At 36.6% G+C, this 26,412-nt stretch carries 32 protein-coding genes and 1 riboswitch; of the genes, 12 read left to right on the forward strand and 20 right to left on the reverse strand.

Annotated elements, in window-relative coordinates:
• Window positions 1–19: 19 nt before the first annotated feature.
• The 9 genes from corA to spoIIM all read right to left on the reverse strand — a co-directional run bounded on the left by corA (window position 20) and on the right by spoIIM (window position 8,152).
• A complete protein-coding gene (gene corA / locus C564_RS0116705; protein WP_003208351.1) occupies window positions 20–982 on the reverse strand; it encodes a magnesium/cobalt transporter CorA in 963 nt (320 codons plus the stop codon).
• A 60-nt stretch (window positions 983–1,042) separates the two neighbouring features.
• On the reverse strand, window positions 1,043–2,347 hold the full coding sequence (locus tag C564_RS0116710; RefSeq protein ID WP_018766096.1) for a pyrimidine-nucleoside phosphorylase: 1,305 nt from the start codon (window positions 2,345–2,347) through the stop codon (window positions 1,043–1,045).
• Between the two features lie 7 nt (window positions 2,348–2,354).
• Window positions 2,355–3,176: a purine-nucleoside phosphorylase gene (locus C564_RS0116715; RefSeq protein ID WP_006095881.1), complete on the reverse strand. Its 822-nt coding sequence runs from the start codon at window positions 3,174–3,176 to the stop codon at window positions 2,355–2,357.
• Between the two features lie 13 nt (window positions 3,177–3,189).
• A complete protein-coding gene (gene deoB / locus C564_RS0116720) occupies window positions 3,190–4,374 on the reverse strand; it encodes a phosphopentomutase (RefSeq protein WP_018766097.1) in 1,185 nt (394 codons plus the stop codon).
• A 365-nt stretch (window positions 4,375–4,739) separates the two neighbouring features.
• On the reverse strand, window positions 4,740–5,480 hold the full coding sequence (locus C564_RS0116725; RefSeq protein WP_018766098.1) for a FixH family protein: 741 nt from the start codon (window positions 5,478–5,480) through the stop codon (window positions 4,740–4,742).
• 228 nt (window positions 5,481–5,708) lie between these two features.
• Window positions 5,709–6,599: a site-specific tyrosine recombinase XerD gene (xerD, locus tag C564_RS0116730; protein WP_003208345.1), complete on the reverse strand. Its 891-nt coding sequence runs from the start codon at window positions 6,597–6,599 to the stop codon at window positions 5,709–5,711.
• Window positions 6,600–6,605: 6 nt separating this feature from the next.
• Window positions 6,606–6,836 carry a YqzK family protein gene (locus C564_RS0116735; protein ID WP_016116176.1) on the reverse strand — a complete coding sequence of 77 codons (231 nt, stop codon included), beginning with the start codon at window positions 6,834–6,836 and terminating at the stop codon, window positions 6,606–6,608.
• 105 nt (window positions 6,837–6,941) lie between these two features.
• Window positions 6,942–7,397: a ferric iron uptake transcriptional regulator gene (gene fur, locus C564_RS0116740; RefSeq protein WP_000392653.1), complete on the reverse strand. Its 456-nt coding sequence runs from the start codon at window positions 7,395–7,397 to the stop codon at window positions 6,942–6,944.
• Between the two features lie 107 nt (window positions 7,398–7,504).
• The gene (gene spoIIM / locus C564_RS0116745; protein ID WP_003208343.1) at window positions 7,505–8,152 is read right to left on the reverse strand and encodes a stage II sporulation protein M; all 648 of its coding nucleotides are present in this window, start codon (window positions 8,150–8,152) and stop codon (window positions 7,505–7,507) included.
• 124 nt (window positions 8,153–8,276) lie between these two features.
• Between spoIIM and C564_RS0116750 the strand changes: the two genes are divergently transcribed.
• Window positions 8,277–8,828 carry a GNAT family N-acetyltransferase gene (locus C564_RS0116750; protein ID WP_018766099.1) on the forward strand — a complete coding sequence of 184 codons (552 nt, stop codon included), beginning with the start codon at window positions 8,277–8,279 and terminating at the stop codon, window positions 8,826–8,828.
• Between the two features lie 22 nt (window positions 8,829–8,850).
• Here the strand turns inward: C564_RS0116750 and C564_RS0116755 are convergent, their stop codons facing one another.
• Entirely contained in the window at window positions 8,851–9,390 is a 540-nt protein-coding gene (locus tag C564_RS0116755) for an NUDIX hydrolase (protein WP_018766100.1), read from the reverse strand.
• Window positions 9,391–9,464: 74 nt separating this feature from the next.
• On the opposite strand from C564_RS0116755, the gene mciZ reads away from it, so the two are divergent.
• Together mciZ and C564_RS0116765 are read left to right on the forward strand one after the other, a co-directional pair.
• Window positions 9,465–9,593, forward strand: a complete 129-nt coding sequence (gene mciZ / locus C564_RS0116760; RefSeq protein ID WP_003200060.1) for a Z-ring formation inhibitor MciZ — start codon at window positions 9,465–9,467, stop codon at window positions 9,591–9,593.
• Between the two features lie 53 nt (window positions 9,594–9,646).
• Window positions 9,647–10,561, forward strand: coding sequence for an aldo/keto reductase (locus C564_RS0116765; RefSeq protein WP_018766101.1), 915 nt, complete (start codon window positions 9,647–9,649; stop codon window positions 10,559–10,561).
• A 29-nt stretch (window positions 10,562–10,590) separates the two neighbouring features.
• Here the strand turns inward: C564_RS0116765 and C564_RS0116770 are convergent, their stop codons facing one another.
• The 4 genes from C564_RS0116770 to C564_RS0116785 form a co-directional block, all read right to left on the reverse strand.
• A complete protein-coding gene (locus tag C564_RS0116770) occupies window positions 10,591–11,418 on the reverse strand; it encodes an aldo/keto reductase (RefSeq protein ID WP_003208340.1) in 828 nt (275 codons plus the stop codon).
• A 154-nt stretch (window positions 11,419–11,572) separates the two neighbouring features.
• On the reverse strand, window positions 11,573–12,076 hold the full coding sequence (locus tag C564_RS0116775; RefSeq protein WP_006095886.1) for a DNA topology modulation protein: 504 nt from the start codon (window positions 12,074–12,076) through the stop codon (window positions 11,573–11,575).
• 38 nt (window positions 12,077–12,114) lie between these two features.
• Window positions 12,115–12,639 (reverse strand): GrpB family protein, encoded by a 525-nt coding sequence (locus tag C564_RS0116780; RefSeq protein WP_006095887.1) that lies wholly within the window; start codon window positions 12,637–12,639, stop codon window positions 12,115–12,117.
• Between the two features lie 68 nt (window positions 12,640–12,707).
• Window positions 12,708–12,971 (reverse strand): YqkE family protein, encoded by a 264-nt coding sequence (locus C564_RS0116785; RefSeq protein ID WP_003208337.1) that lies wholly within the window; start codon window positions 12,969–12,971, stop codon window positions 12,708–12,710.
• 231 nt (window positions 12,972–13,202) lie between these two features.
• On the opposite strand from C564_RS0116785, the gene C564_RS0116790 reads away from it, so the two are divergent.
• Both C564_RS0116790 and C564_RS0116795 read left to right on the forward strand, forming a co-directional pair.
• The gene (locus tag C564_RS0116790; protein WP_018766102.1) at window positions 13,203–14,792 is read left to right on the forward strand and encodes a bifunctional metallophosphatase/5'-nucleotidase; all 1,590 of its coding nucleotides are present in this window, start codon (window positions 13,203–13,205) and stop codon (window positions 14,790–14,792) included.
• A 242-nt stretch (window positions 14,793–15,034) separates the two neighbouring features.
• Complete coding sequence (locus tag C564_RS0116795) at window positions 15,035–15,478, forward strand: ferritin-like domain-containing protein (protein ID WP_018766103.1); 444 nt, start codon at window positions 15,035–15,037, stop codon at window positions 15,476–15,478.
• Between the two features lie 154 nt (window positions 15,479–15,632).
• Here C564_RS0116795 and C564_RS0116800 read toward each other — a convergent pair whose 3' ends face one another.
• Window positions 15,633–16,109 (reverse strand): ribbon-helix-helix domain-containing protein, encoded by a 477-nt coding sequence (locus tag C564_RS0116800; protein WP_018766104.1) that lies wholly within the window; start codon window positions 16,107–16,109, stop codon window positions 15,633–15,635.
• A 133-nt stretch (window positions 16,110–16,242) separates the two neighbouring features.
• Between C564_RS0116800 and C564_RS0116805 the strand changes: the two genes are divergently transcribed.
• Window positions 16,243–17,241 carry an alpha/beta fold hydrolase gene (locus C564_RS0116805; RefSeq protein WP_018766105.1) on the forward strand — a complete coding sequence of 333 codons (999 nt, stop codon included), beginning with the start codon at window positions 16,243–16,245 and terminating at the stop codon, window positions 17,239–17,241.
• 132 nt (window positions 17,242–17,373) lie between these two features.
• The gene (locus C564_RS0116810) at window positions 17,374–18,693 is read left to right on the forward strand and encodes a Na+/H+ antiporter family protein (RefSeq protein ID WP_006095892.1); all 1,320 of its coding nucleotides are present in this window, start codon (window positions 17,374–17,376) and stop codon (window positions 18,691–18,693) included.
• 27 nt (window positions 18,694–18,720) lie between these two features.
• Here C564_RS0116810 and C564_RS0116815 read toward each other — a convergent pair whose 3' ends face one another.
• Both C564_RS0116815 and C564_RS0116820 read right to left on the reverse strand, forming a co-directional pair.
• A complete protein-coding gene (locus C564_RS0116815) occupies window positions 18,721–19,659 on the reverse strand; it encodes a LacI family DNA-binding transcriptional regulator (protein WP_018766106.1) in 939 nt (312 codons plus the stop codon).
• A 147-nt stretch (window positions 19,660–19,806) separates the two neighbouring features.
• Entirely contained in the window at window positions 19,807–20,286 is a 480-nt protein-coding gene (locus C564_RS0116820) for a GNAT family N-acetyltransferase (RefSeq protein WP_018766107.1), read from the reverse strand.
• 83 nt (window positions 20,287–20,369) lie between these two features.
• Between C564_RS0116820 and C564_RS0116825 the strand changes: the two genes are divergently transcribed.
• The gene (locus tag C564_RS0116825) at window positions 20,370–21,293 is read left to right on the forward strand and encodes an alpha/beta hydrolase (protein WP_018780820.1); all 924 of its coding nucleotides are present in this window, start codon (window positions 20,370–20,372) and stop codon (window positions 21,291–21,293) included.
• Between the two features lie 15 nt (window positions 21,294–21,308).
• Here C564_RS0116825 and C564_RS0116830 read toward each other — a convergent pair whose 3' ends face one another.
• On the reverse strand, window positions 21,309–21,554 hold the full coding sequence (locus tag C564_RS0116830) for a DUF2552 family protein (protein ID WP_003200083.1): 246 nt from the start codon (window positions 21,552–21,554) through the stop codon (window positions 21,309–21,311).
• Window positions 21,555–21,695: 141 nt separating this feature from the next.
• Between C564_RS0116830 and C564_RS0116835 the strand changes: the two genes are divergently transcribed.
• Window positions 21,696–21,902 (forward strand): CDGSH iron-sulfur domain-containing protein, encoded by a 207-nt coding sequence (locus tag C564_RS0116835; protein WP_003200081.1) that lies wholly within the window; start codon window positions 21,696–21,698, stop codon window positions 21,900–21,902.
• A gap of 38 nt (window positions 21,903–21,940) precedes the next feature.
• Here the strand turns inward: C564_RS0116835 and crcB (C564_RS0116840) are convergent, their stop codons facing one another.
• Window positions 21,941–22,294, reverse strand: coding sequence for a fluoride efflux transporter CrcB (gene crcB, locus C564_RS0116840; protein WP_016116195.1), 354 nt, complete (start codon window positions 22,292–22,294; stop codon window positions 21,941–21,943).
• On the reverse strand, window positions 22,291–22,695 hold the full coding sequence (gene crcB, locus C564_RS0116845; RefSeq protein WP_003208320.1) for a fluoride efflux transporter CrcB: 405 nt from the start codon (window positions 22,693–22,695) through the stop codon (window positions 22,291–22,293). Before crcB (C564_RS0116845) ends, crcB (C564_RS0116840) begins: the two co-directional genes overlap by 4 nt.
• Window positions 22,696–23,008: 313 nt before the next feature.
• Window positions 23,009–23,152, forward strand: a riboswitch (FMN riboswitch).
• A gap of 308 nt (window positions 23,153–23,460) precedes the next feature.
• On the opposite strand from crcB (C564_RS0116845), the gene ribD reads away from it, so the two are divergent.
• Genes ribD through C564_RS0116865 form a run of 3 tightly spaced genes read left to right on the forward strand, consistent with a single transcriptional unit; the run spans window position 23,461 to window position 26,405 of the window.
• Window positions 23,461–24,573, forward strand: coding sequence for a bifunctional diaminohydroxyphosphoribosylaminopyrimidine deaminase/5-amino-6-(5-phosphoribosylamino)uracil reductase RibD (gene ribD, locus C564_RS0116855; protein WP_018766110.1), 1,113 nt, complete (start codon window positions 23,461–23,463; stop codon window positions 24,571–24,573).
• A complete protein-coding gene (gene ribE, locus C564_RS0116860) occupies window positions 24,555–25,199 on the forward strand; it encodes a riboflavin synthase (RefSeq protein WP_018766111.1) in 645 nt (214 codons plus the stop codon). Before ribD ends, ribE begins: the two co-directional genes overlap by 19 nt.
• Before the next feature lie 12 nt (window positions 25,200–25,211).
• On the forward strand, window positions 25,212–26,405 hold the full coding sequence (locus C564_RS0116865) for a bifunctional 3,4-dihydroxy-2-butanone-4-phosphate synthase/GTP cyclohydrolase II (RefSeq protein WP_018766112.1): 1,194 nt from the start codon (window positions 25,212–25,214) through the stop codon (window positions 26,403–26,405).
• Window positions 26,406–26,412: the final 7 nt, after the last annotated feature.

Consider the following 26,412-nt stretch of genomic DNA (forward strand, 5'->3'; position numbering starts at 1 on the left):
GAATCCCCTCGGCGTTTTTTTACTTAAACCATCCTTTTTTATAGAACCAGGCCATCATTCCTCCACCAATTAACGCCATAATAACTAAACAAATAAAATAGCTATATTTCCCTGCTAACTCTGGCATATGCGCGAAGTTCATCCCATACACCCCTGCAATAAATGTTAATGGCATGAAGATGGTCGAGAAAACCGTTAATGTTTTCATAATATTGTTCATATGATGCGAATTCAATGAAAAATAGCTATCTCTAATATCAGCTGTTAATTCTCGGCTTGCTTCAATCATTTCAGAAAGCTTTAGTAAATGATCATGTATATCCTTAAAGTAAATTTCATGATCACTTACACCGTAAAACCGAGTTGAATTTAAAATACGATACAAGAGGTCACGCATCGGTATAATTGTACGTCTAAGCTTAGATAAGTCCGTACGAATATCGAATACTTCTTCTAGTACACGCCCTGCTGTATCCCCTGTTAAATTATCATCAATCGCATTTAAATGATCTTCAATATAATAAACAGGTGCAAAGTAGTCATCCACAATTTGGTCAATGATTGTATGTGCTACATGGAGGGGACTCTTCTTGATACGTTTCCTCTCGCCAAGTGTTGTCCACACTCTTTCAATCGCATTATTATGTGAAAAATGGAAAGAGACAATATAACGATCACTAACAAATAGATCGATCTCATGTGGCTCTAATCCATCTTCTCCAAATGCATGGAGAACTAAAAAGTTATATCCATCATAGAAATCCACTTTTGGTCTCTGTACATATTCTACACAATCTTCAATCGCAAGGGGATGGAACTTAAAATGTTTTTGTAAAATGTATGTATACTCTTCTTTTGTTGGCTTATATAAATCAAGCCAATACCATGCGATATCTTCTCGTCCTGTTTCTTCTAACGAAACATCGTATAATACTTCATCTTCTTTCGTTACTGCACAAATTTTAATCATAATTTCACCCATTATTATTATAAACAAAAAACAGTAAAAAAAGCCAAGGAGAAGGCTCCTTAGCTTTTTAGCTTATTTCGTTACAATGCCATGCACGAGTTTCGGTGCATCAACATGGTCTTTCGCAATTTTCATGTTCTCATAAATTTTCGCTTTTACATCTTCTACATTTTCGCGATTCGCGTAAATCGTAACAAGTGAGTCACCTTTTTTCACGCTATCGCCCACTTTTTTGCGAAGCATAAGTCCAACAGCTAAATCAATCTCAGATTCTTTCGTTGCACGGCCTGCCCCTAAAAGCATTGCTGCTGTTCCAATTTCATCTGCAACAATTTCAGATACGTATCCATCTTCTTTTGCCTCTACTTCAATTTTAAATTGTGCTTGTGGCAGTTTAGAAGGATCATCAACAACAGAAGCATCCCCGCCTTGCGCTGCCAGGAACGTTTTAAACGCTTCTAACGCTTTTCCATTGTTCATTACTTCGATTAGTTTTTCACGCGCATCTTCTAAAGAAGAAGCTTTTCCAGCAAGGTATACCATTTGACTTCCAAGTGTTAAACATAACTCTTCTAAGTCTTTTGGTCCTTTACCTTGTAATGTATCAATTGCCTCTTGTACTTCTAATGCATTACCAATTGCCTCGCCAAGCGGTTGGCTCATATCAGAAATAACTGCCATCGTTTTACGACCAACATTATTACCAATACGTACCATTGCTTCTGCTAAACGTTTTGCATCTTCATCCGTTTTCATAAATGCACCTGCACCTGTTTTTACATCAAGTACAATTGCATCTGCACCAGCAGCAATTTTTTTACTCATAATAGAGCTCGCAATAAGAGGGATCGAGTTTACTGTCGCTGTTACATCACGAAGTGCATATAACTTTTTATCAGCAGGTGTTAAGTTTCCACTTTGTCCGATAACTGCAATTTTATTTTCATTTACAAGACGAATAAATTCATCATTTTCAATTTCCACATGGAATCCTGGTACTGCTTCTAATTTATCGATTGTACCGCCTGTATGCCCTAATCCTCGACCAGACATTTTAGCAACTGGTACATCTAAAGCAGCCACTAATGGACCTAATACAAGCGTAGTTGTATCACCAACACCGCCCGTTGAATGCTTATCTACTTTTACTCCTTCAATCGCTGATAAGTCAATTGTATCGCCGCTATTCACCATTGCCATCGTTAAATCGGCACGCTCTTGATCATCCATATCTTGGAAGAAAATTGCCATTGCGAATGAGCTCATTTGATAATCTGGAATGTCACCATTTGTATAGCCTTCTACAATAAATTTCACTTCTTCTGTTGTTAATGCATGTCCATCACGTTTTTTGGCAATTAGGTCCACCATTCTCATTGTAAACTCACCCCTTCATTTGTTTTACAATTGCTTTTACTAATGCTAAGAAATTAGATTTCACACGTTCTGTCGTTTCAATTACTTCATCATGATGAAGTGGCTGATCTAAAATACCAGCTGCCATGTTTGAAATACAAGAAATTCCAAGTACTTTCATACCAGCATGGCGCGCTACAATAACTTCCGGTACAGTAGACATACCAACTGCATCTCCGCCAAGTGTACGAAGCATACGAATTTCAGCAGGTGTTTCGTATACAGGACCTGTCATTCCAACGTATACACCTTCTTGCACTTTAATATTTAAGTCTTCCGCAACTTGTTTTGCCATTTCGCGAAGCTCTTCCGTATACGATGTAGACATATCAGGGAAACGTACGCCCATTTCAGCATCATTTGGTCCGATTAATGGATTCGTACCCATGAAGTTAATATGGTCTGAAATTAACATAAGATCGCCTGGTTCAAATGATGTATTTACACCACCAGCTGCGTTTGTTACAACAACTGTTTCTACACCTAGTTCCTTCATAACACGAACTGGGAATGTTACTTTTTGCATGTCATATCCTTCGTAGAAATGGAAACGTCCTTGCATCGCAACTACAGTAACACCTTGAAGTGTACCAAATACAAGCTGCCCTGCATGACCTTCTACAGTTGATACTGGAAATTCAGGAATTTCGCTGTATGGTACTGTTACAGCATTTTCGATTTCATCTGCTAAGACACCTAGTCCAGATCCAAGGATAAGTCCTACTTGTGGTGTTTCTTGGAATTTCTCTTTTAAGTATGAAGCTGATTTTGTAATAAGTTCACGATTCATTATGTTGTCCCCCTTATTTCTTTAAGTTGTTTAAGAAACTTGTTCCGTATTCTGGCATTTTCACACCGAAGTTTTCTGCTACAGTCGCACCAATATCAGCAAATGTTTGGCGAAGTGTTAATTCTTGTCCGCCGTCTTTCATGCTTGGGCTATATGCTAGTAATGGTACGTATTCACGTGTATGGTCAGTACCATGATGAATTGGATCATTACCATGATCTGCTGTAATGATTAATAAATCATCTTCTTTTAGTTTTTCAAATACTTCTGGAAGACGTGCATCATATTCTTGCAATGCTTCTCCGTATCCTTGAGGATCACGACGATGACCGAACATCGCATCAAAATCAACTAAATTCAAGAAGCTAAGACCTGTAAAGTCCATATTCAATGTATCTACAAGCTTATCCATTCCATCCATATTAGATTTTGTACGAAGAGATTCAGTTACGCCTTCCCCATCGTAAATATCAGAAATTTTACCAATTGCAATTACGTCATAATTGCTATCTTTTAGTTCGTTCATTACTGTACGACCAAATGGTTTTAACGCATAGTCATGACGGTTTGGTGTACGTGTGAAGTTTCCTGGTTCTCCAACGAATGGACGAGCAATAACGCGGCCCACCATATATTTTTCGTCCAGTGTTAACTCACGTGCAATTTTACAAATGTTATATAGCTCTTCAAGTGGTACTACTTCTTCATGAGCTGCGATTTGTAATACGCTATCAGCAGAAGTATACACGATCAAAGAACCTGTCTCCATTTGCTCTTGACCAAGTTCATCAAGAATCTCTGTTCCAGAAGCAGGTTTATTACCGATGATTTTGCGCCCTGTTTTTGCTTCTAACTCATCAAGTAACTCTTTTGGGAATCCTTCCGGGAACACTTGGAATGGTTTATCGATGTAAAGACCCATGATTTCCCAGTGGCCTGTCATTGTATCTTTACCAGTAGATTTTTCTTGCATTTTTGTATAGTAACCAAGTGGCTTCTCTACTTTAGAAATCCCTTTCATTTCACGAATATTACCAAGGCCTAATTTCACCATGTTTGGCATTTGTAATCCATTCATATGTTCAGCAATATGACCGATTGTATCAGAACCTACATCACCAAACTTTTCAGCATCTGGAGCTTCTCCGATTCCTACAGAGTCCATTACGACTAGGAAAATACGTTTATATTTATTCATAACTGCAACCTCCTATATGTTCAGTTCTACTTCTTGTAGTATGTTCAAAACGTTGTAAAGTGAAACTGTTATCAGTAAGAATTCTCTCGTTTCCCCACTAACTAAAACACTTGTTCAAGCCATTCTCCAACCCGCTTCGCTCTATTTTCAAACGAAGCAAAAAACTTTCCTGTTTTTTCTAAGTCAGATGTCAGACATCTCATACTGATATCATAACATGTTTACGCTTTCTTTTTAATACATTTTCGTAGAAATTCTTATTTTTGTCACACTTTCTATTGTAATCCATTCTGCACAGAAGTGCTAATGAAATTATGATATATTTCATTAACCTACAGAAAAAAGCAGCTCTAAAGAGCCGCTCCTTATTTTACCTCTACTGTTTCTTCCTTATGTTCGTGAAGCTCACCTTTTCTCACATGAACCTTCACTTTATAAGCACCTGCGTCTTTAAACGTATGTTTGCTTTCATACTCGCCTTTATTACCTTCTTTTGCTGGAATAAACTCATGTTTTTCCACGCCGTCTTTCCAAATTTCAAGTTGTACTTCAGCTCCAGTTAATGCTTCTTCCTTTTGTTTCAAATGAACTTTCATTGTTGATTCAGCATTTGCTTTTACATCGCCAGCCATAAGGTGAATCATCGTATCACTCTTATGATCGCCATGTCCTGCTTCATGACCACCATTTTCTTTCTTCGTATCCTCAACTTTTGCATTTCCTACAGCAATTTTCACTTCTGGCATAACATGCATTTCACGTGCATTTGTATGTGCAATAACATGATACACGCCGTCAGATGGGAATGTTTTCTCTACCGCATAAACACCTTTCCCTTTATGCTTACCGTTTAACATTTCATGTTTTTCTTCGCCATCTTTCCAAATTTCAAACTTCACATCGTCAGCATCCGTTACTTTTTCTTTTCCTTGCGTAACAAGTGCCTGTACTTCTGTTTTTTCATTTGGCTTAATTTCTTTCGGGTTTGTTTGAACTGCTACTTTAACTTCTTCAAGTTTCTCTTTTTTCGGCGCTTCTTCTTTCTTTGTATTACAACCAGCTAATGCTAGCATCGCAATAAATAACGTAATTATCAGTTTTTTCATTATCATTTCCTCCTTCATACTCTACTTAGTATAGAGGAAAAGACTAGTCGTATTCTAGCCTCCTGCTGAAAACAATATAAGAAATGTTTGTGAAGTTTTTGTGAAGTGCTTTTTTCTACTTATTTTCCATTTTCAAAATGCATTCTATAATTACTAGAATGCGAATCGTCAAAACTACCTAACTCTTACACTCCCGCCTTACATTACAATAAAAAAAGAGCATAATCATTATGCTCTCGGGTGAAACTGTTTATATACATCTTTTAATCTAGCTTTTGAAACATGCGTATAAATTTGTGTTGTTGAAATATCTGCATGTCCCAGCATTTCTTGTACAGCACGCAAATCCGCTCCATTTTCCAATAAGTGTGTCGCAAACGAATGACGCAAAGTATGCGGCGTAAGCTCTTTTTCTATATTCGCCTCTTTTGCTAGTCGTTTTAAAATTTTCCAAAAACCTTGGCGTGATAAGCGGTTGCCATGATGGTTCAAAAAAAGTGCATCTACTGTTTTTTTGCCCATCAATTCTTTTCTTCCCTTTTCAATATACCGCTGAATTGCTTCCGTTGCTAAGCTTCCAAGCGGAATGATTCTTTCTTTATTCCCTTTTCCGACGCAGCGAACAAATCCCATTGTCAAATGAACATCCTCTAAATTTAGTGCAATTAATTCGGAAACACGTAGTCCTGTTGCATACAATAACTCTAGCATAGCCTTATCGCGAATACCGAATGCACTTGTCTCTTTTGGCGTTTGAAGCAATGCCTCTACCTCACTCACTGACAATACTTTCGGTAATTTCCGCTCACCTTGAGGTGTTTCAATATGTACAGATGGATCATGTTCTACCACTCGTTCACGAAGTAAAAACTGATGAAACGAACGAATAGAGGCAATGTGGCGTGCCAACGTTTTTGATGATTTTCCGTTCTCTTTTAAATACTGCAAAAAATTCACAATGTGTATCCTTGTCACTTCGTGAAATGTTTTGATTTGCTCGACATGTTGTAAATACTTCACATAACTTTTCAAATCACGCTCATAGGATACAACTGTATTTTTAGCTAACCCTTTTTCAACAATCATATAATGAATAAAATCTTTTAATTGATCTTCCAATCTGCACTACTCCCCATTTTCATAGAAAAAAATCATTCTATTTACGAAAGCATCTTTTGCTGGTTCCTCATTCCCTGATACTTTTTCTACTGTCTCTTCTTTTGGTTTTTCATAACGATGATAACTTTCATATTCTTCATTTATCCATAGTATAGCGAAATAAAACAAAATCGTACAACCTGTAAATAATAAAAATACTTTCATCCCATCAAAAGTTAATTTTAAAGCTCGGCGCATTGTAAACTCCTCCAAAATATATGTTATTACAACATATGCCAAGCTTTCTGCGATTTATACCTAAATTCAAATAAAAAAACCTCTTCCTAGCTAAATAGGAAAAGGTTATTTTTCATCCGTTTCATTTTCTTGACAATTTTTACAAATCCCATGGAAAGTTAAACGATGGTCTTTTACCTTAAAGCTCCAGTCTCGTTCTACTTTTTTCTCCACTTCACCAAGTAAATCCTCTTGAATTTCTTGTACAGCACCGCATTGTGTACAAATTAAATGATGATGGAAACGCTGTGCACCTTCTTGACGTAAGTCATAGCGTGAAACACCGTCTCCGAAGTTAATTTTATCAACAACTTTTAACTCAGATAATAACTCTAAAGTTCGATAGACGGTTGCTAGTCCGATCTCTGGCGACTTTTCTTTTACAAGGAGGTAAACATCTTCTGCGCTTAAATGATCTTCTTCATTTTCTAGCAGCACACGAACCGTTGCTTCACGTTGTGGTGTTAACTTATAGCTCGCTGCATGCAATTGCTTCTTAATTCGTTCAATTCTCTCTTCCATTCGGTACTACTCCCTCCTCGCCACTCTTACACCATTATATCAGAAGAAGGGCTTCTGTCAAAAGAAAAAACAATCAAAATAACTTGATAATTATTCTCAAGTAGTATTTATTTTTTATTAATAGACTCCACGACTTCTTTCATTAAAACTGGTGAAGCATACGCTTCAATACTAGAGGCAATTGCTAATATCACTCCAATGATTAGAAAAAAGCAAGTGTAACGTATTAACATCGGCAATAGCGGCTCGTTGATTTTTCGAATAAATTGATGCCTAATCATACGTAAAGAAAAACTTGCAGCAACTGTCGTCATTACAAGAAACGCTGGAATGATAATTAAATTTTGTGGCAACACGGATACAAATGCTAATAACAATCCATTCCAACCGTGCTGACTCACTAAAAAACCTACTGTAAACCCAACAACTACCCCTTTTAAAAATAATAAAATAAAGATCAGTGGTAATCCAATAATTGAAATACCTAACAGCCAAATAAATCCAATATATTTTAATTGTGAAAAGTAACTTTCTCGAAACATTTCACTCGCAATTGCAAATTCACCTTTGGAAACTTGTCCAAAAAATCGGTTCAAATAAAAAGATAAATCTTGCTTTTGATTCACCTGCAAACTATTTACAAGAATTGCCCCAAATACTACTCCCATCAATAATAAAACGGAAACAAATATGTAAAGCGAAGAATTCTCTTGGATATGAGAAATTACACGATTTTGCCAAGTTTTTCGTAACATTTTTCTTCCCTCCGTTCACACTCTTACTAAAATGTATGAAAGAAAGAAAAAAGTATGACGAATTAACATTGAAATTCCGCTCTACTTTGCTAAACTTAAAAGTAGAGAATAGGAGGGATTTTGCTTGAAACCATTATTATTAGATTTTCCAACATTATTTCAAACTGAGCGCCTACAAGTACGCAAACCATTCCCAGGTGATGGAACAGAGGTGTATGAAGCAATTCAAGCTTCTGTAGAAGACTTACAACCTTGGATGTCCATTACATCTGAAACAGAAGAAAGTGCTGAGGAAATAGTTCGGGAAGCTCATGGACAATTTTTACTTCGTGAAACATTAGCTTTTCACTTATATGATAAAGTATCTGGTACGTTTATTGGAGCTCTTACCCTTCATCCAGAAAACTGGGATATTCCAAAATTTTCACTTCGTTTCTGGTTACATAGCACTTATACAAAACAAGGTTATATGACAGAAGCAGTAAAAGGCGCTGTCCAGTTTGCTTTTGATAAACTTGGTGCGAGACGACTTGAAATTCGCTGTGATGCTACAAATGTAAATGCATGTGCCTTAGCAGAACGTCTTGAATTTATTTTAGAAGGTACACTAGAAAACGACTTTCTTGCTTCAGACGGTAGCTTACGTGACACACGCGTATACGCCAAAATTAATTAAAACACTCGCCTTGGGCGAGTGTTTATTTTTGTAATTGCAAGTATTGCACAGCGAACATAGTCTTTGCATCATGGATACGTTGATTTTTCATAAGTTCAACTGCTTCTTCTAATGAAACTTCCATTAATTCCACAAACTCATCTTCATCTAAAGCTGCTTTATTTTCCTTTTTCTTCAATCCAGTTGCTTTGTATACATATAGAATTTCATCCGCAAAACCAGGTGATGTATAGAAAGATGTAACAAATTCCATTTTGTCACATACATACCCTGTCTCTTCTTCTAATTCACGAGCCGCTGTTACCTCTGGCTTTTCTCCAGACTCTAATTTTCCAGCAGGAATTTCTACAATCTCTTTTTCTAATGCTTTACGGTACTGCTCAACAAGCACGATTTTCTTTTCATCTGTCACAGCAATTATAGCAACCGCACCAGGATGATTGACAATCTCACGTTTACTCACTTCGCCATTTGGCAATACTACATCATCAACACGAACTTTAATAACTTTCCCATCAAAAATTGGTTCGGTTGCAATCGTTCTCTCTGCAAGATTACTCACAATATTTCATCTCCCTATTCTATTTCCTACTTGTTCTTCATACATTTTACCACACTGAAAGGAGCGTGATAAAAATGAAAGTATATATTTTACCAAATCGTATCACGTTGGTCGGAAAGGCTTGGCAAATTCGGCATCAGCTAAAGCAATACGGAAAAGAGTATAAAACTGTAAAAGAATGGATTACAGCAAACAAAAAGTAAACATTTGTCAACCTTCTTCTGCTTTCGTACAATACAAGTAAGGAGGTTGGCCTATGAAAAAACGTCAATTAGGAAACTCAGATTTATATGTTACTGAAATGGGACTCGGTTGTATGTCCCTTGGCACCAATGAACATGAAGCGATCCGCATCATCCATGAAGCAATGGATTTAGGAATTAATTTTTTTGATACAGCAGACTTATACAATTATGGATTAAATGAAGAATTTGTTGGAAAAGCTCTTAAGGGAAAACGCGATCAAATTGTTCTTACAACGAAAGTAGGAAACCGCTGGATTGAGGAGAAAAACGGCTGGTCTTGGGACCCTTCTAAAGCTTATATAAAAGCAGAGGTAAAAGAAAGTTTACGCCGCCTGCAAACGGATTATATTGATTTATATCAACTTCACGGCGGTACAATCGAAGATCCTATCGTTGAAACAATCGAAGCATTTGAAGAATTAAAACAAGAAGGTGTGATTCGTCATTACGGAATTTCTTCTATCCGTCCAAACCTCATTCGTGAATATGCAAAACGTTCTAATATCGTTAGTGTATTGATGGAATATAGTCTTTTAAATCGCCAGCCTGAAGAATGGTTTCCACTACTTCAGGAGCATCAAATTAGCATCATTGCACGCGGACCACTTGCGAAAGGATTGTTAACTGATAACAATGAAAGAAAGATAGAAAAAGTGAAAGAAAAAGATTATCTTTCTTATTCTTATGATGAGTTAATAAAAACATTAACTACTGTAAAAGAAATTACAAAGGAACGTTCGTTAACTGAAACAGCTCTTCAATATTGTTTACATGACCCGATTGTGGCAGCTGTTATTCCTGGCGCTAGCTCCATCCAGCAACTACAAGAAAATGTACAAGCTAACAATCAATCTCCATTAACAACTGAAGAATATAAACAAATTCAAGCAGCTGTTAAATGCGATACATACACAGTACACCGATAAAAAATGCTACCGTAATCGGTAGCGTTTTTTTACATCGTATCGTATTTATCAGGATTTGTTCCAACATGTAAATTGCGATCAAGCGTATCAATTTGTTTGATTTCTTCTTCTGTTAATGAAAAATCAAAAATAGTAAAGTTCTCTTGAATACGCGATGGTGTAACAGATTTAGGGATTGTTACAATGCCACTTTGAATATCCCAGCGTAAAATAATTTGAGCAGGCGTTTTTTCATACTTTTTAGCAATTTCTTGAATAATCGGATGCTGAAATACTTCGCCGCCTCTCATTAACGGGCTCCATGCTTCCATTTGAATTTGTTCATTTTGACAAAAATCACGTAATTCAAACTGTGCAAGCATCGGATGAAGCTCTACTTGGTTCACCATCGGCTTCACATTACAATTTGGCAACAACTGTTCTAAATGGTGCTGATGAAAATTTGAAACACCAATTGCACGTACTTTTCCTTCTTCATATAATTTCTCAAGGGCACGATATGTATCTATGTATTTCCCCCTTATTGGCCAGTGAATCAAATATAAATCTACATAATCCATTTGTAATTCCTTCAAACTTTTGTCAAATGCTTGAAGTGTTGCTTCATAGCCTTGATCGTCATTCCATACTTTTGTCGTAATAAACAATTCTTCACGTGCGATTCCTGATTCACGAATCGCTTCTCCGACACCGCTTTCATTTTCATATACAGTCGCTGTATCAATAGAGCGATATCCAACTTCTAAAGCTGTTTTTACCGCTTGCTTTACTTCTTCTCCCTCTTTTGCTTTATATACACCTAAACCAAGCATCGGCATTTTCACGCCATTATGAAGTGTAGTTGTTGGAATATACATGATAGGCCGTTCCTCCTTCTTCTCTCCTGCGAATTCTATAGACAGGGTGCCGCTAAATTTTATAACCGTCACTTTATTTGAACAAGATTCTTGAAAAAAGTCAAAAAATATATACAGTTAACATAATAATTTTATTAAATAAGACTGTTTCATCTTATAGCTTTTGTAAAAACTCCTCTATTTCAGCTGAAGATTTGAAAATAACAATATTTTTCTCAGCAGATACAGCTTGTATTTTCCCAAAAATAGCAGGTCGTTTCACTTTTGGATACGTCCATACCCACTTCAAGAACTCAAAATCTAATTGTTCTTCACACCCTTCTCCCATATCAGGGCGCGTTTTATTATGATATTGTATCCTTCTTTTTATTACGCGATATAAACATTGTATTCTTGGCAAATCAATAAAGATAATGGTATCTGCTGCCTCTAATCGTATATCCATTGTAAATCCATAGTTTCCATCGATAATCCAAGCTTCCTGCGTTACTAATTCTTTTTGTACCTGTATTTGTTCTTCGCGACTTGCTAGCACCCAATCTTTTTTCCAATAGAGTGCATCAAGATGAAATACTGGAAGTTGTAGTATCTCCCCTAATCGCCGTGAAAAAGTTGATTTTCCAGCTCCCCCAGAACCAATAATCATAATCTTTCTCATCTCATCTCTTCTCTCCCCTTGCAAAAAATAACGCAAGCTTACTCGCTTCCGTTATTTTTTCTCCACTCAAGTGCTTTCTCATCAATGTTACGCACGAAGTCATTCTTTCCTTCTGTATATTGATCTCCATCATATGTGAATTTTTCTGCTAAATCTTTTTTCAATGCCGCATATACCTCTGCCTCTTCACAGTGTGCCATCATATAATCGCGAAATGCTAAATGACGTGTAATTTCCGGATTTCCTGTTCCGAAAACATGTAAATGATACGATCGTTTTTCTTCTGTTCCATGAATAAAAAAGCGGCGACCTGGGATACCATTCTCACCTTTTACAATGTAGCCAAGTTGTTGAAAACATTCATTCCAATGATCTACGCTCTCAATGTTCTCTACTTCCATAATCATATCAACAATTGGCTTTGCTGCGAGTCCCGGTACTGATGTGCTACCAATGTGATGTACTTTCACATGTTCTGGCATCGCTGCTTTTAACCTCTGTGATTCTATTTGAAATTTCTCACCCCAATGGTTTTCATAAGGAACGACTACAATCTTTCTCATCTCAATTCCCCTTTTCTTATCAAATCGCTAAAAAATCATCAGGACAATTGTACTGATGATTTTTTACATTATTTAAAGTCTTTCCAAGTGAGATTACTTTCACTTAATAATTCTTCAAACGATTTATTCTTTTCACGTTCCTTTTGCTCTTTACGCTTTCTTTCTTGTTCTTCTATTTCTTTTTGCTCCGCTCTTACTTGTAATTCTTTCTTCTTACTTTTCAATTGATTCATTAACGATTTATTTAATTGATCACCAATTGTAATGGAATCTTTCTCTGGCTGATTCATTTGCGTTTGTCTTTGCATTTGTCTCTGTTTCTTTTTCTTCATACTGCTCACCTTTTACTTTTTTCTCCATTATAGGGGAAATACCTTACTCTCGACAATAAAAAAGACCATTCACTTTCGATTTCCCTATTATTTTTATTTTATAAAGATGTAAAGAGAAAAATAAAATTTCATTAATTTTTATAATAAAAAGAATTTTTATAGCAATAACTCTCTTAATCTATTAAAATTATGTCGTATGATGTCAGATTATAAAAAAGGGAGAGAAAACTCATGTGGAAAAAAGTCATTCCTGCAGCTTTAGTATTAAGTACAATTACTTTTTCAAGTGTATTTGCTGCACCTCCATCTCAAGTACCAGCAGAACAAAATCGCTACATAGACGTACAAATGCTTGGTATTAACGACCTTCACGGTCAACTAGACACTGTAAAGAAAATTAGCAACAAAGAAGCAGGGGGAGCTGAGTACTTAGCTGCTTATTTACGTGATCGTGAAAAACAAAACCCAAATACACTTATGGTTCATGCTGGCGATATTGTCGGAGCAAGTCCTCCAGTTTCTGCATTATTGCAAGATGAACCTACAATCGAATTTTTAAATGATCTAGGTTTTGATGTTGGAACTATTGGAAATCATGAATTTGACGAAGGTATTAACGAAATGAATCGCCTTATTTACGGTGGGTATCACGAAAAAACAGGGAATTTTAAAGGAGCAAACTTCCCTTATGTTGCTGCAAATTTCTACAATAAATCAACTGGACGCTTATTTCTACCACCATTTACTGTAAAAATGGTACAAGGAGTTCCTGTCGGCTTTATCGGGGTTGTAACAACGGATGTTCCTAACGTTGTTATGCCTACTATGCTAAAAAATGTACAAATTACAGATGAAGTTGAAGCAATTAACACATCCGTAAAACAACTGAAAAAACTAGGTGTTAAATCGATCGTTGTTCTTGCACATAATGGAGGTACAACGGATGATAACGGCGTAACAAATGGCGATATCGTTCGCTTAGCAAATGAGACTGATCCAGAAGTCGATGTCATTTTCGGCGGTCATAGTCACACTTATGTAAATGGAACCGTTAATAACAAACTTGTCGTACAAGCAAATTCTTATGGAATGGCTTTCGCTGATGTCGATGTAAAAATTGATCGTAAAACAAAAGATATTATTGAGAAAAAAGCAGAAGTTGTTACAACCTACCATGAAGGAATAAAACCTGACCAACAAGTGAAAAAGAAAATGGATCAGTATAAAGAAAAAATTGCTCCTCTTGTAAATCAGGTTGTTGGAAAATCTACCGCTCCAATGGATCGTAAACAAAATGCCGCGGGTGAATCCACTCTTGGAAATTTAATTGCTGATGTTCAGCGCTCGACCATGAATACTCAAATTGCCCTCATGAATCCTGGTGGTATTCGCAATGATCTAGATGCTGGCGATATTACCTGGGGAGAATTATATGGCATTCAACCATTTGGGAATCAATTGATAAAAGTTAATTTAACTGGTCAAGACATTCGAGATATTTTAAATCAACAATGGCAAAAAGACATAACAAGAATGCTTCAAATTTCAGGTATTCAGTACACTTGGGATGCGAATAAACCAAATGGTGAAAAAGTTACAAATATCCACTTAACAAACGGAGAAGAGTTAGTTGCCTCTAAAACTTACAGCGTCGTTGCAAATGCCTTTCTAGCTTCAGGCGGTGATGGATTTGTATCCTTTAAAAATGGAAAAGATGCCGAAACAGGACCAACTGATTTCGAGGCGTTAGTGGATTATGTAAAACAAGTAAAAGAACCGATTCAACCTATTATTGATGGGAGAATTCAAAAAGTTAATTAACTTTTCTTTTAAATAAATTTATAAAAAAGAGAGAACCTATATTATTAAATTATGATTTTTCAAAAATTAATCTTTATGATAAGAACCCTGTATTCCATTAGAATACAGGGCTTTTTATTGATCTCTATGGAGAAAGGACATGCAATAAAAATTCACTTTCCCCTAAATCACATTTTAAAGGATATGCACTCAGTATATTGATTTCTCGTAGGATATATGAGCAGGAACTGGGAGGTGAACATATGTATTCTTATTCAAATGATTACAATTTGATATACAGACAAAACGACAAACTAATTCATGACATTGAAAATGCAATTAACGGAGAGTATAGTGCAATAAATTGCTATGCTAAATTAGCTAATTTAGCTCCACAAGATAATGAACGCAATCAAATACTCGAAATCCGACAAGACGAAATAAAACATTTCCAGCAATTTGTACAAATTTATATTCATTTAACCGGTAAACAACCTCAGCCAAAAATTATTGAACAATGTCCAGATTCTTATGTGAATGGATTAGAATTCGCGCTACAAGATGAGCAACGAACAGTCGATTTTTACTTAAAAATTGCAGATGATACTACAGATCAATATATTAAAGAGGCATTTCGTAGAACAGCAGCAGATGAACAAAATCACGCCGTTTGGTTCCTATATTATTTTTTTAAAGCTAAAAAATAATAATTGTTTTATACAAAGCAAATGCCTAATCCATGAAGATTTTCTCATCCCCACCTAACTTCTTTACTTTCACTAAAAACTCTAACTATCCACAAATTGCTAGATAAAAATACAGAGGATACATGCTCTTACATTGAACATAGTATCCTTTCTTTCATTTATCCTGATACAATTCATCAGCTTCTTCATATTTTCGCAAAAATTCTATCAACGCTTCTTCTACAATTCTAGATTTATGAATACCTGTTGCAGCCGATACAACGTCTAGTTTCTCTAAAATTTCCGTACATATAGAAAAAGTACGTTTTTTCTTTTCATTACTTTTGACTATTTTGGGGATAATAAGTTCCTCTCGTTTTCGCAATAATTCATAAATATTTTGCAATTGTTCATAAATCAAAACCTGATAATCTGTTTTTACATATTGAAGCGCAGTAGCTTCTTGAAGATATAAATGGCGGGGCTCTTCTCCCTCTCCAATGAATATTCGTTTCTTCTGTTCGCCATCATATTCATATCCAAGCACTCTTAACTTTTTCGACAATGCATATGGGCTCATGTCGAGGCGTTTCGCAATAATAGCAAGTGGTTCACGTTTGTTTAAGCAATCTATAATTTCTCCAACCGTCACTTTCTTCCCCCTCTCCCTGAGCTCTCATAGTTGAAATACAGTCGGCATGTTATGATACAATAATTTCTTAATAGTATATGCAAAATCGTACACCCTTGCGATACATACCATTAGAGAAAAGGAGGTTTTTTATATGCTGTTTCGTAGCCACACTCCACAGTTTTACAACGAATTTAAGAATCCAACTTCAAATAGCGTCGCTACGATAGAAAGCATGACGATTAACAAGCATCAGCAATCTCTACTCATTCGTGGTCAAGACGTAAATCAACCTATTTTATTATGCTGTCATGGCGGTCCTGGCACGGCACAAATTGGATTCATTCGCCATTTTCAAAAAGATTTAGAAAAGCACTTTATTGTTGTCAATTGGGATCAACGTGGAGCAGGAAAATCTTTTTCTTGGCGGGATATAAAAGCACCTTTCACAATTGAACAATTTGTTTTAGATGCACTTGAAGTAATAAAATACCTTCTTTCTCGCTTCAAAAAACAAAAACTATTTCTCGCTGGACATTCTTGGGGAAGTATTATCGGTCTACAAATTGCAAATCAATATCCAGAATACATCGAAGCCTACATTGGCATCGGTCAGATTGTACATATGAAGCAAAACGAAGAATTGCTCTATCAGCATTTAATTCATTCTGCAAAAAAACATGGACACGAGCGGGCATTGACCTCTCTAACAAAACTAGGAAAACCTCCTTTTCTAGATATGCGGCGTCTTATCATTCAAAGGAAGTGGCTCGGTACATTTGGAGGAGCAGTTCAAAACGGGACTTCGTTTTCTTTCATTCGTAAAGGGCTATTTTCTTCAGAATATACATTGCTAGATTGGGTGAGATTTCTCGCAGGAAATATGAAATCTGGGGCATTATGGGAAGAAATGCTGACAGTAGATTTCTTTTCTTCAATCTCAAAACTTTCCGTACCTGTTTATTTTTGTTCTGGTCGTTTCGACTATCAAACACCTTATGCACTCGTTCAACAATATTGCGATACAATTCAAGCACCCATCAAAAAAATGATTTGGTTCCCAAACTCTGCTCATTCACCAAATTTAGAAGAACCTAAACTGTTTGCAAAGTCTTTATGCTCTATTAAACAAGAGCTATCTTTTCTGCACTAGTAATCGTTATACCTTTTACATTTCACAGAAAACATTTTATAATTACATGTTGCAACTTTACTCAAGTTAGTAAGCATTTCTATCCAGAATAAGCTGCACAAACAGAAAAAGATCAGGGAGATTACATTTATTATGAACGCTGTACTCATCGCAGTAGCAGTGATGCTACTGCTTAGTTTATTACGTGTCCAAGTCATTGTCGCTATTATCGTCGGTGCCTTAACAGGTGGACTAATTGGTGGACTTGGAATTTCAGAAACAATCAATACTTTTACTACGGGTCTTGGAAACAGTGCTCCAATCGCTTTAAGTTACGCCATGCTCGGAGGATTTGCTATTTCTCTTTCCAAAACAGGTCTGCCCGACGCTATGATTCATACTGCACTGAACTTAGTTGGTAATGAAAAAGACACACAAAAGCAAACATATTCAAAAATACTCATTTTATTTATTATTTTGGCAATGGCTTGTTTTTCACAAAATGTTATTCCGGTTCATATTGCTTTTATCCCTATCCTAATTCCAGCGCTTTTAAAAGTACTAAATGAACTGAAAGTGGACCGCCGGCTTGTTACATGTATTATTACATTCGGATTAATCACTCCTTACATGTGGGTTCCAGCCGGATTTGGAAAAATTTATCACGATGTACTACAAACAAATGCACAGCAAAGCGGACTTACATTTGATGTAGCGCTTATCCCAAAAGCAATGACAATTCCAGCAATAGGAATGATTATCGGTCTATGTATCGCTGTTTTCATTACATATCGTAAACCACGTACTTATCACACCGAACCTATTCATGCCGCATCTGATGAAGCCGCTCCTTATACAAAAAGAAGCATTTCCTTTGGGTTATTGTCTATTATCGCAACACTAAGTGTGCAGCTAGCAACAGAATCCATGATTTTTGGCGCACTAGCTGGAATCATTGTATTATCCGTTAGTGGTAGCCTTCCTTTAAAAGAAGCTGATGCTATTTTAACAAGTGGTATGCGAATGATGTCATTTATCGGTTTCGTCATGATTTCTGCCGCTGGATTCGGAGCAGTTCTTCGGAAAACAGGGCATGTTGAATCACTTGTTCAGACAAGCGTCAATTTAATTGGAAACAGCAAACCGCTCGCTGCCTTTCTTATGCTTGTTATCGGTCTGCTCGTTACGATGGGAATCGGTTCTTCCTTTTCTACCATTCCGATTTTAACAACCATCTTCGTCCCGCTATGTATCCAACTTGGGTTTAGCCCGATGGCAACCATCGCGATTATCGGTACAGCTGGTGCATTAGGTGATGCTGGTTCTCCAGCATCTGATAGTACACTAGGACCTACCTCAGGTTTAAATGCTGATGGCAGGCATCATCATATATGGGATACGTGTGTCCCAACTTTTCTTCACTACAATATTCCGTTACTTATATTCGGCTTTATTGCTGCTATAACATTATAAAAAAGGTGCGTTTACTAGACGCACCTTTTACTTTGTAGATTCTCGTTCGATTAATATAAACTCTTGCTTCACTTCCTCAAGTTTTACTTGTTCCTTTTTCATTTTCCCTACCAATCTTTGTACAGCTAATACTCCTCGCCTTTCAAAACAACTTCCAATTGTTGTCAAAGACGGCGTAACCCATTCACCTTGTAAACTTCCCTTAAAACCAATGACTTGCAAATGATTCGGTATATGGAGATCAAGAGCATTCGCCGCGCGAATTGTAGCAATTGCAATCGCATCGCTAGCAGCTACTATACCATCTATATAAGGATGCTTCCGTAATAATTCAGCAATTTGACTTTCCTCATCTTGTCCCTTTATTTTTTCTTCTCGATAAGCAATTCCTTCATCCCAAACAGCATCTAAAAAACCAGCAGTGTGCTCTTCCATTGCTTCGTCTTCTATCTTATCCCCAATATAAGCAAGAAAATGACAACCTTTTTCTTTCAATACAGTAACGGCCTTTCTACCACTTTCATAATATGTAGAAATAGATGCTGCCTCTGTTCCGCCCTCAAGTACAACAAATGGAAGGGAAAGTTGCTTCACATGCTCAAATACATCTTTCGTCATAATAACGCCAGCAATATTATTTTGCATTAATATATCTATATATCCTGTTTTATTTTCTGTATTACAAATAACAATTTGATATCCTTCTTTATATGCAGCCTCTTCTACTGAACGAAGTAATGTTATATAGGATGGATCTTCTAAATTTGATACTAATATAGCAATCATTGTCGAAGATTTTTTAAATAACGCCTTCGCTACAGCATTTGGTTTATACTGTAGTTCTTCAATTGCTTGTTTTACTTGTTTTACTGTATCCTCATGAACATACCCTTTTTCATTAATGACTCGTGAAACGGTTGCGACTGAAACACCGGCCAATTTTGCAACATCACGTATGGTTGCCACATCGTCACCCCTTAATATGGTAATAGCTTACAATTTAAACCTAAAACAAAGTAGGGTATTCGTCAAGGTTATTATTTTATATTTCTGAAAATTGTTACATAAAATACTTCTTACATTTTCCATCTTCAACATATATAAAGATGGATTTTATAAATTCATTTTTTCTAGTTGAATTTCATGTAAAATCGCGATGTTATCATAGCCAATAAGCGGAATTTCTCGCTTTATCTTCCTTGCTTCCTTGACCGCATCAATATATAAATTCGTCATCATAAAACCACGTTTCTGATAAAAACGAAGTGCGTTTGTATTATCATTTGTTGTAATAAGCCACACCTTTTTACAACATTGTTTTTTTGCAATATCAATTACGTACTCTACAAGCTTAGTTCCAATTCCCTTGTTCTCCTTAAAGCTATCTAAAGAAACAATCTCACAATCATTTTCTTTTATTTCATATGTAATGATTCCTATTATTCTGTTATCTTCAGTTGCAATAAAACCAGGCAATTGATCTAACTGATGTGCTCTTTCACGTGAAACCATCAACGTGCTTCCCCAATTTTCATGCATAAAAAGTTCAATTGTTTTTCTCATTTCCACTGTGATTTTTTGTATTCGAATCATGTCCCACTCTCTCCCCCTTTTACATCATTATGATACAATATAAGTGTATCATATGCAGAGATATTTGGAGGATGAGGGAAGATATGAAACGTTTTTTTACAGCATTGCTAACCATAATAGGAGCATTAATTGGTATCGGCATTTTCTTTACCAATAAAGTAATGTATTTAAAGAAAAAAACAGAGGAAGAAATTTTAGAACGTGAAACAAAAAAACACTTTCGCTTAGAGGATTTTAACGCCATTCCAAAAGAAGAGGTTCGTATCCCGTCTCAATTTAAATACGACCTTCACGGCTACTACATTTCTGCAGGCAATTCTAATAAATTTATGATTTTTTGCCACGGTGTAACCGTAAATAAAATAAACTCTGTCAAATATGCAAATTTATTTTTAAACAGAGGCTACAATGTATTTATTTATGATCATCGTCGCCATGGTAAAACAGGTGGTAAAACGACAAGTTATGGCTATTACGAAAAATATGATTTAAAGACGGTAGTTGACTGGCTCAAAGACCGTTTTGGTACAAATATTATACTTGGTGTTCATGGAGAATCAATGGGAGCAGCGACATTGCTGCAATACGCAGGTATGGTGGAAGACGGTGCTGATTTTTACATTGCAGATTGTCCATTTTCTGACTTCTACGAACAATTACACCATCGCTTAAAAGTCGAGTTTCATTTACCAAAATGGCCACTACTACCATTGGCAAATGCCGTTTTAAAAGTACGAGACGGTTATACAATACGTGAAGTTTCTCCTATCGATTGTGTAAAAAACATAAATAATCCAGTCCTTTTTATTCATAGTAAAGACGATGACTATATTTTATGTGATATGACAAAAGCCCTTTATGAAGCAAAAGAAAATAATAAACAGCTCTTTATTGCAGAACACGGTGCACACGCTTGCTCTTATAACGAAAATAAACAAGAGTATGAGGATGCCGTTGATCAATTCTTAGAAACATATGTAAAAGAAACAAAAAACAGGCTTGCATAAGCCTGTTTTTTCATATTACTGCGCTAAAACATCTGTAACTTGTTCCATATTTTCAGAAATCCATTTTACCGCTTCATCAAGCGTTTGAAATTCTGTCGTTTGAAATGTTACCTCATCTTGCAAAAGCCACACATCTTTTGCTTCTTGTCCCACACCTGCAATCGACCAATGAAGTAAGCTATATGGATGATTATCATTTAAAAACGATGCCCAAGTGCGCTCATTTGCAATATTTTGTAATGTACGTAATTGTTTATTCATGTTTCGTCACCTTACTGTATTTCAGTTATAAACGTTATTATAACATTCTCTGCCCCTACACACAAAGAACTGTTTTCTTATTGTCAAGTGCTTCCTACAATTATATGATGAACATAAGCGTTTGAGAGGAGGGGAATAACGTTGGCAAAAGTTCAAATTAAAGTAAATGATAATGGTTCATTTCGCATTACAGGGGATGTGGAATTAATCGACTCACAAGGGAATGCTTTCCCGGCAAAACCTGCATTTTCTTTATGTCGCTGCGGCTTATCAAAAAATATGCCTTATTGCGACGCTTCGCATAAAGGCATATTTGAATCTGTTGTTCGAGCACCAAAGGGAGAATAATGATATAAGAAGCACGCGCAATGACTTGCGCGCGCTTCTTATATATGCCCTATATAAAAACCTAAAAATGCTGAAAAAATGCCTAGCATATAACTCATTATTAAATACAATACAGCCTTTTGTCCTTCTCGCTTATGTATCAATTGAACAATTTCAAGCTTAAATGTTGAAAAAGTAGTAAATGCTCCCATAAATCCTGTTCCGCATAATAATAGCCATGTACTACTCACCTCAGCTCCATACAATAGACCTAGTAAAAATGAGCCTAATATATTTACAAATAGTGTTCCATATGGAAACAAGCTTCCGTACTTTTCTTTCATTGCATTACTAATAGAAAATCTAGCAATTGCTCCAAAAAAACCACCGATTCCTACAAGCAATATATTCATAGTGCTCCTTCTTTCTTCATGCTTTTTTCATATAATGCATTTCCAAGATAAAATCCAAATAAAGAAAAGAGCAATCCTCCAACTACACTTGTACTTACATAATAAAATGCCATAAGAAACGCTTCATGCTGCATGAATTTCAACGTCTCTACGTTAAATGTTGAAAAAGTGGTAAAAGAACCAATCATTCCTGTTCCAATGCTACTCATTATCACTTGTGAAACATGTTTCATACGAAACAAATACATCGTTAAAAATGCCAATAAAAAACTACCAATCATATTCGCTGACCATGTTGCCAGCGGAAAAGAATCGACTGAATGAATACCAGCCCATTGTCCTAATTCGTATCGTGCTAAAGCTCCAACAATACCACCGATTCCTACTGCAATATATTTCATATTTCCACCTCGTTTACATATACTGAAATCTTTCCCATACTATATATACATTTTGATTCTCCAACATTTAAGTCGCGGCTATGAAAACAAAAGCAGACCTCCATTTATTTTCTCCTTTTGTTTAACATGGCATGGGGTGAACCGCCTCGGACTCTCTCTCCTCCCCTAAAAAGAAAAGGTTTTCTATCAAGTTTTCAATTTGTATTTATATAGTATAACAAAATTAATTTTCCCCTTCATTTTCATACAATTCTTCACATTCGAATATTTTTTACTATCCCTTTTTCTTTTTTGTGCTATAATGTGAGCAAACAGCATCCTTCGGGGTCGGGTGAAATTCCCAACCGGCGGTGATGAAGTGCACACTTCTAAGTCCGTGACCCGTTTCCAACTCGGAAACGGTGGATCTAGTGAAATTCTAGGGCCGACAGTATAGTCTGGATGGGAGAAGGATATGTTTTCTAGTGCTTATATAGCGAATACACTTTTATTTTGGCGTACACATTTTTACTGATTCGTTTTGAATCACTGTATATGTTTTATTTCATATACCTATTTTTCTATGCTGAAATAAAAAGATACGACTAGCGTATAAAAAATTGATAGTTTGCTAGGCTTTTTTCTCGTGCAAAAATATCAATTATCGTTAGGCTTCTTTCCTATACTCTCGTATTCGAACTATATTACTAGAAATCACGTCTCCCAAACCCCAAGGATACTATTATCCTTGGGGTTTTTTGATTTTTCTTAGGAGAGGTGAAAAGAATGACAGACCAAGAATATATGAGGATTGCCTTGCAATTAGCACAAAGTACTGCAGGTCAAACAAGTCCAAATCCAATGGTCGGTGCTGTTGTTGTAAAAGATGGAAACATCGTTGGAGTGGGAGCGCATCTGCGTGCAGGTGAAGAACACGCTGAAGTTCACGCTCTTCGTATGGCCGGTGATCAAGCAAACGGATCTACTGTATATGTAACGTTAGAGCCGTGTAGTCACTTTGGAAAAACTCCACCGTGCTGCGATCTACTTATTGAAAAAAAGGTGAAACGTGTTGTAATTGCCACACTTGATTGCAATCCGCTCGTTTCAGGTAGCGGCGCAAAACGTTTGCAAAAAGCTGGTATTAGCGTAACTACTGGTGTTCTCGAAGAAGAGGCCACCGCATTAAACCGGTACTTTTTCCACTATATGAAAACGAAACTGCCGTTCGTAACAATAAAAACAGCGATGAGTTTAGACGGAAAAATAGCGACCTCTACAGGAGAAAGTAAATGGATTACAAGTGAAACTGCGCGCATGGATGTTCATCAATATCGCCATACGCACGATGCCATCCTTATCGGAGTGAATACTGTCATATCTGATAATCCATCTTTAACAACACGCCTTCCAAACGGCGGCAAGCATCCGATTCGTATTATTTTAGATACACATTTACGAACTCCGCTATCCTCTCATGTCATTACAGACGAGATGGCACCAACATGGATTATTGTTGGAAAAGATGTAAATAAAGAAAAAATAGCGGGCTACGAATCTCAGGCGGTATCTGTACTTCAAATGAAGACGAGCCAAATTGAAATACGCGACCTTCTCCTCCTTCTCGGTGAGAAACAAATCCTTTCACTCTTTGTTGAAGGTGGACAATCGGTACACGCGAGCTTTTTAGAAACAAAGTGTTTCAATGAAATTGTGACCTATATAAGTCCAAAATTAATCGGCGGAAAAGATGCTCCAACTATGTTTGGTGGCACCGGCTTTATAAAACTGCAAGATGCAATTTCCTTGCAAATTCAAGAGATGAAACAAATTGGTGATGATATAAAAATCGTTGCTAGTGTGCGAAATGAGGTGCCTGCATGTTTACAGGAATTGTAGAAGAACTTGGAACTGTTTCGAATATCAGGCAAAGTGGAGAAGCGATGAAGCTAACAATTACAGCAAACACAATCTTGTCAGACGTAAAACTAGGAGACAGTATTGCTGTAAATGGGATCTGTTTAACCGTCACTTCTTTTACAGCGTCTTCTTTTACTGTTGATGCGATGCCTGAAACGGTGCGAGCGACATCATTACGTATGCTCGGCACCAGTTCTAAAGTAAATTTAGAACGAGCAATGGCTGCAAACGGACGCTTTGGTGGACATTTCGTCACAGGGCATATCGATGGAATTGGAACCATTTTAAATAAAAAACAGCACTACAATGCTATATATTACAAAATTGGAATTCCAGATGATTTACTCCGTTATTGTTTACAAAAAGGGTCCATTGCTGTTGATGGCACAAGTTTAACAATATTTGATATAGATGAATCTTCCATTACAATCTCGCTCATTCCACATACCGTAAGCGAATCTATCATTGGTAAAAAAGCGGCGGGAGATATTGTGAATATTGAATGTGACATGATTGGAAAATATATCGAACGTTTTATTTCAAAGCCAACAAAGCGAAGCACTTCAGTTACAGAAAGCTTTTTACAAGAAAACGGATTTCTATAAGGAGGAAGCACAATGTTTCATCGTATTGAAGAAGCACTAGAAGATTTAAAACAAGGAAAAGTCGTCATCGTATGTGATGATGAAAGCCGTGAAAACGAAGGAGATTTCATCGCTTTAGCAGAGAACATTACACCAGAAACAATTAATTTTATGATTACACATGGCCGTGGCCTTGTCTGTGTACCGATTACAGAACAATATGCGGAACGCTTACAGTTAGAGCCTATGGTTTCTCATAATACAGATTCTCATCATACTGCGTTTACAGTAAGCGTTGACCATATTTCTACAACAACAGGTATTAGTGCTTACGAACGTGCAACGACTGTGCGCGAATTATTAAATCCGGATTCAAAAGGAACAGATTTTAATCGTCCGGGTCATATCTTTCCTTTAATCGCCAAAGAAGGTGGAGTCCTGCGCCGCGCTGGGCATACAGAGGCAGCTGTTGATTTAGCAAAATTATGTGGCGCAGAACCAGCCGGAGTTATTTGTGAAATTATAAATGAAGACGGCACGATGGCACGTGTTCCTGATTTAGTACAAGTTGCAAAACAATTTAATATAAAAATGATTACGATTGAAGATTTAATCGCCTATCGCCGCCATCATGAAACGCTCGTGACAAGGGAGATTGAAATTACATTACCGACAGATTTCGGTACATTTCATGCAATCGGTTATTCCAACTCATTGGATCAGAAAGAACATATCGCTCTCGTAAAAGGAGACATTTCTACTGGTGAACCTGTTCTCGTTCGTGTGCATTCTGAATGTTTAACTGGCGATGTTTTCGGTTCATGCCGCTGTGACTGTGGTCCACAGCTTCATGCTGCTCTTTCTCAAATTGAACGCGAAGGAAAAGGTATTCTTCTTTATATGCGCCAAGAAGGCCGCGGGATTGGCTTGCTGAATAAGCTCCGTGCATACAAATTACAAGAAGAAGGATTAGATACTGTTGAGGCAAATGAAAAACTAGGATTTCCTGCCGATCTTCGCGATTACGGTATTGGTGCCCAAATCTTAAAAGATCTAGGGTTACAGCAATTGCGTTTATTAACGAATAATCCAAGAAAAATCGCAGGTTTGCAAGGTTATGATTTAGAAGTTGTCGAACGCGTACCATTGCAAATGCCAACAAAAGAAGAAAACAAAACATATTTACAAACAAAGGTAGAAAAATTAGGTCACCTATTAAACTTATAATCTATTA

This window comes from Bacillus sp. 105MF, from assembly GCF_000374885.1.
GTDB lineage: Bacteria > Bacillota > Bacilli > Bacillales > Bacillaceae_G > Bacillus_A > Bacillus_A pseudomycoides.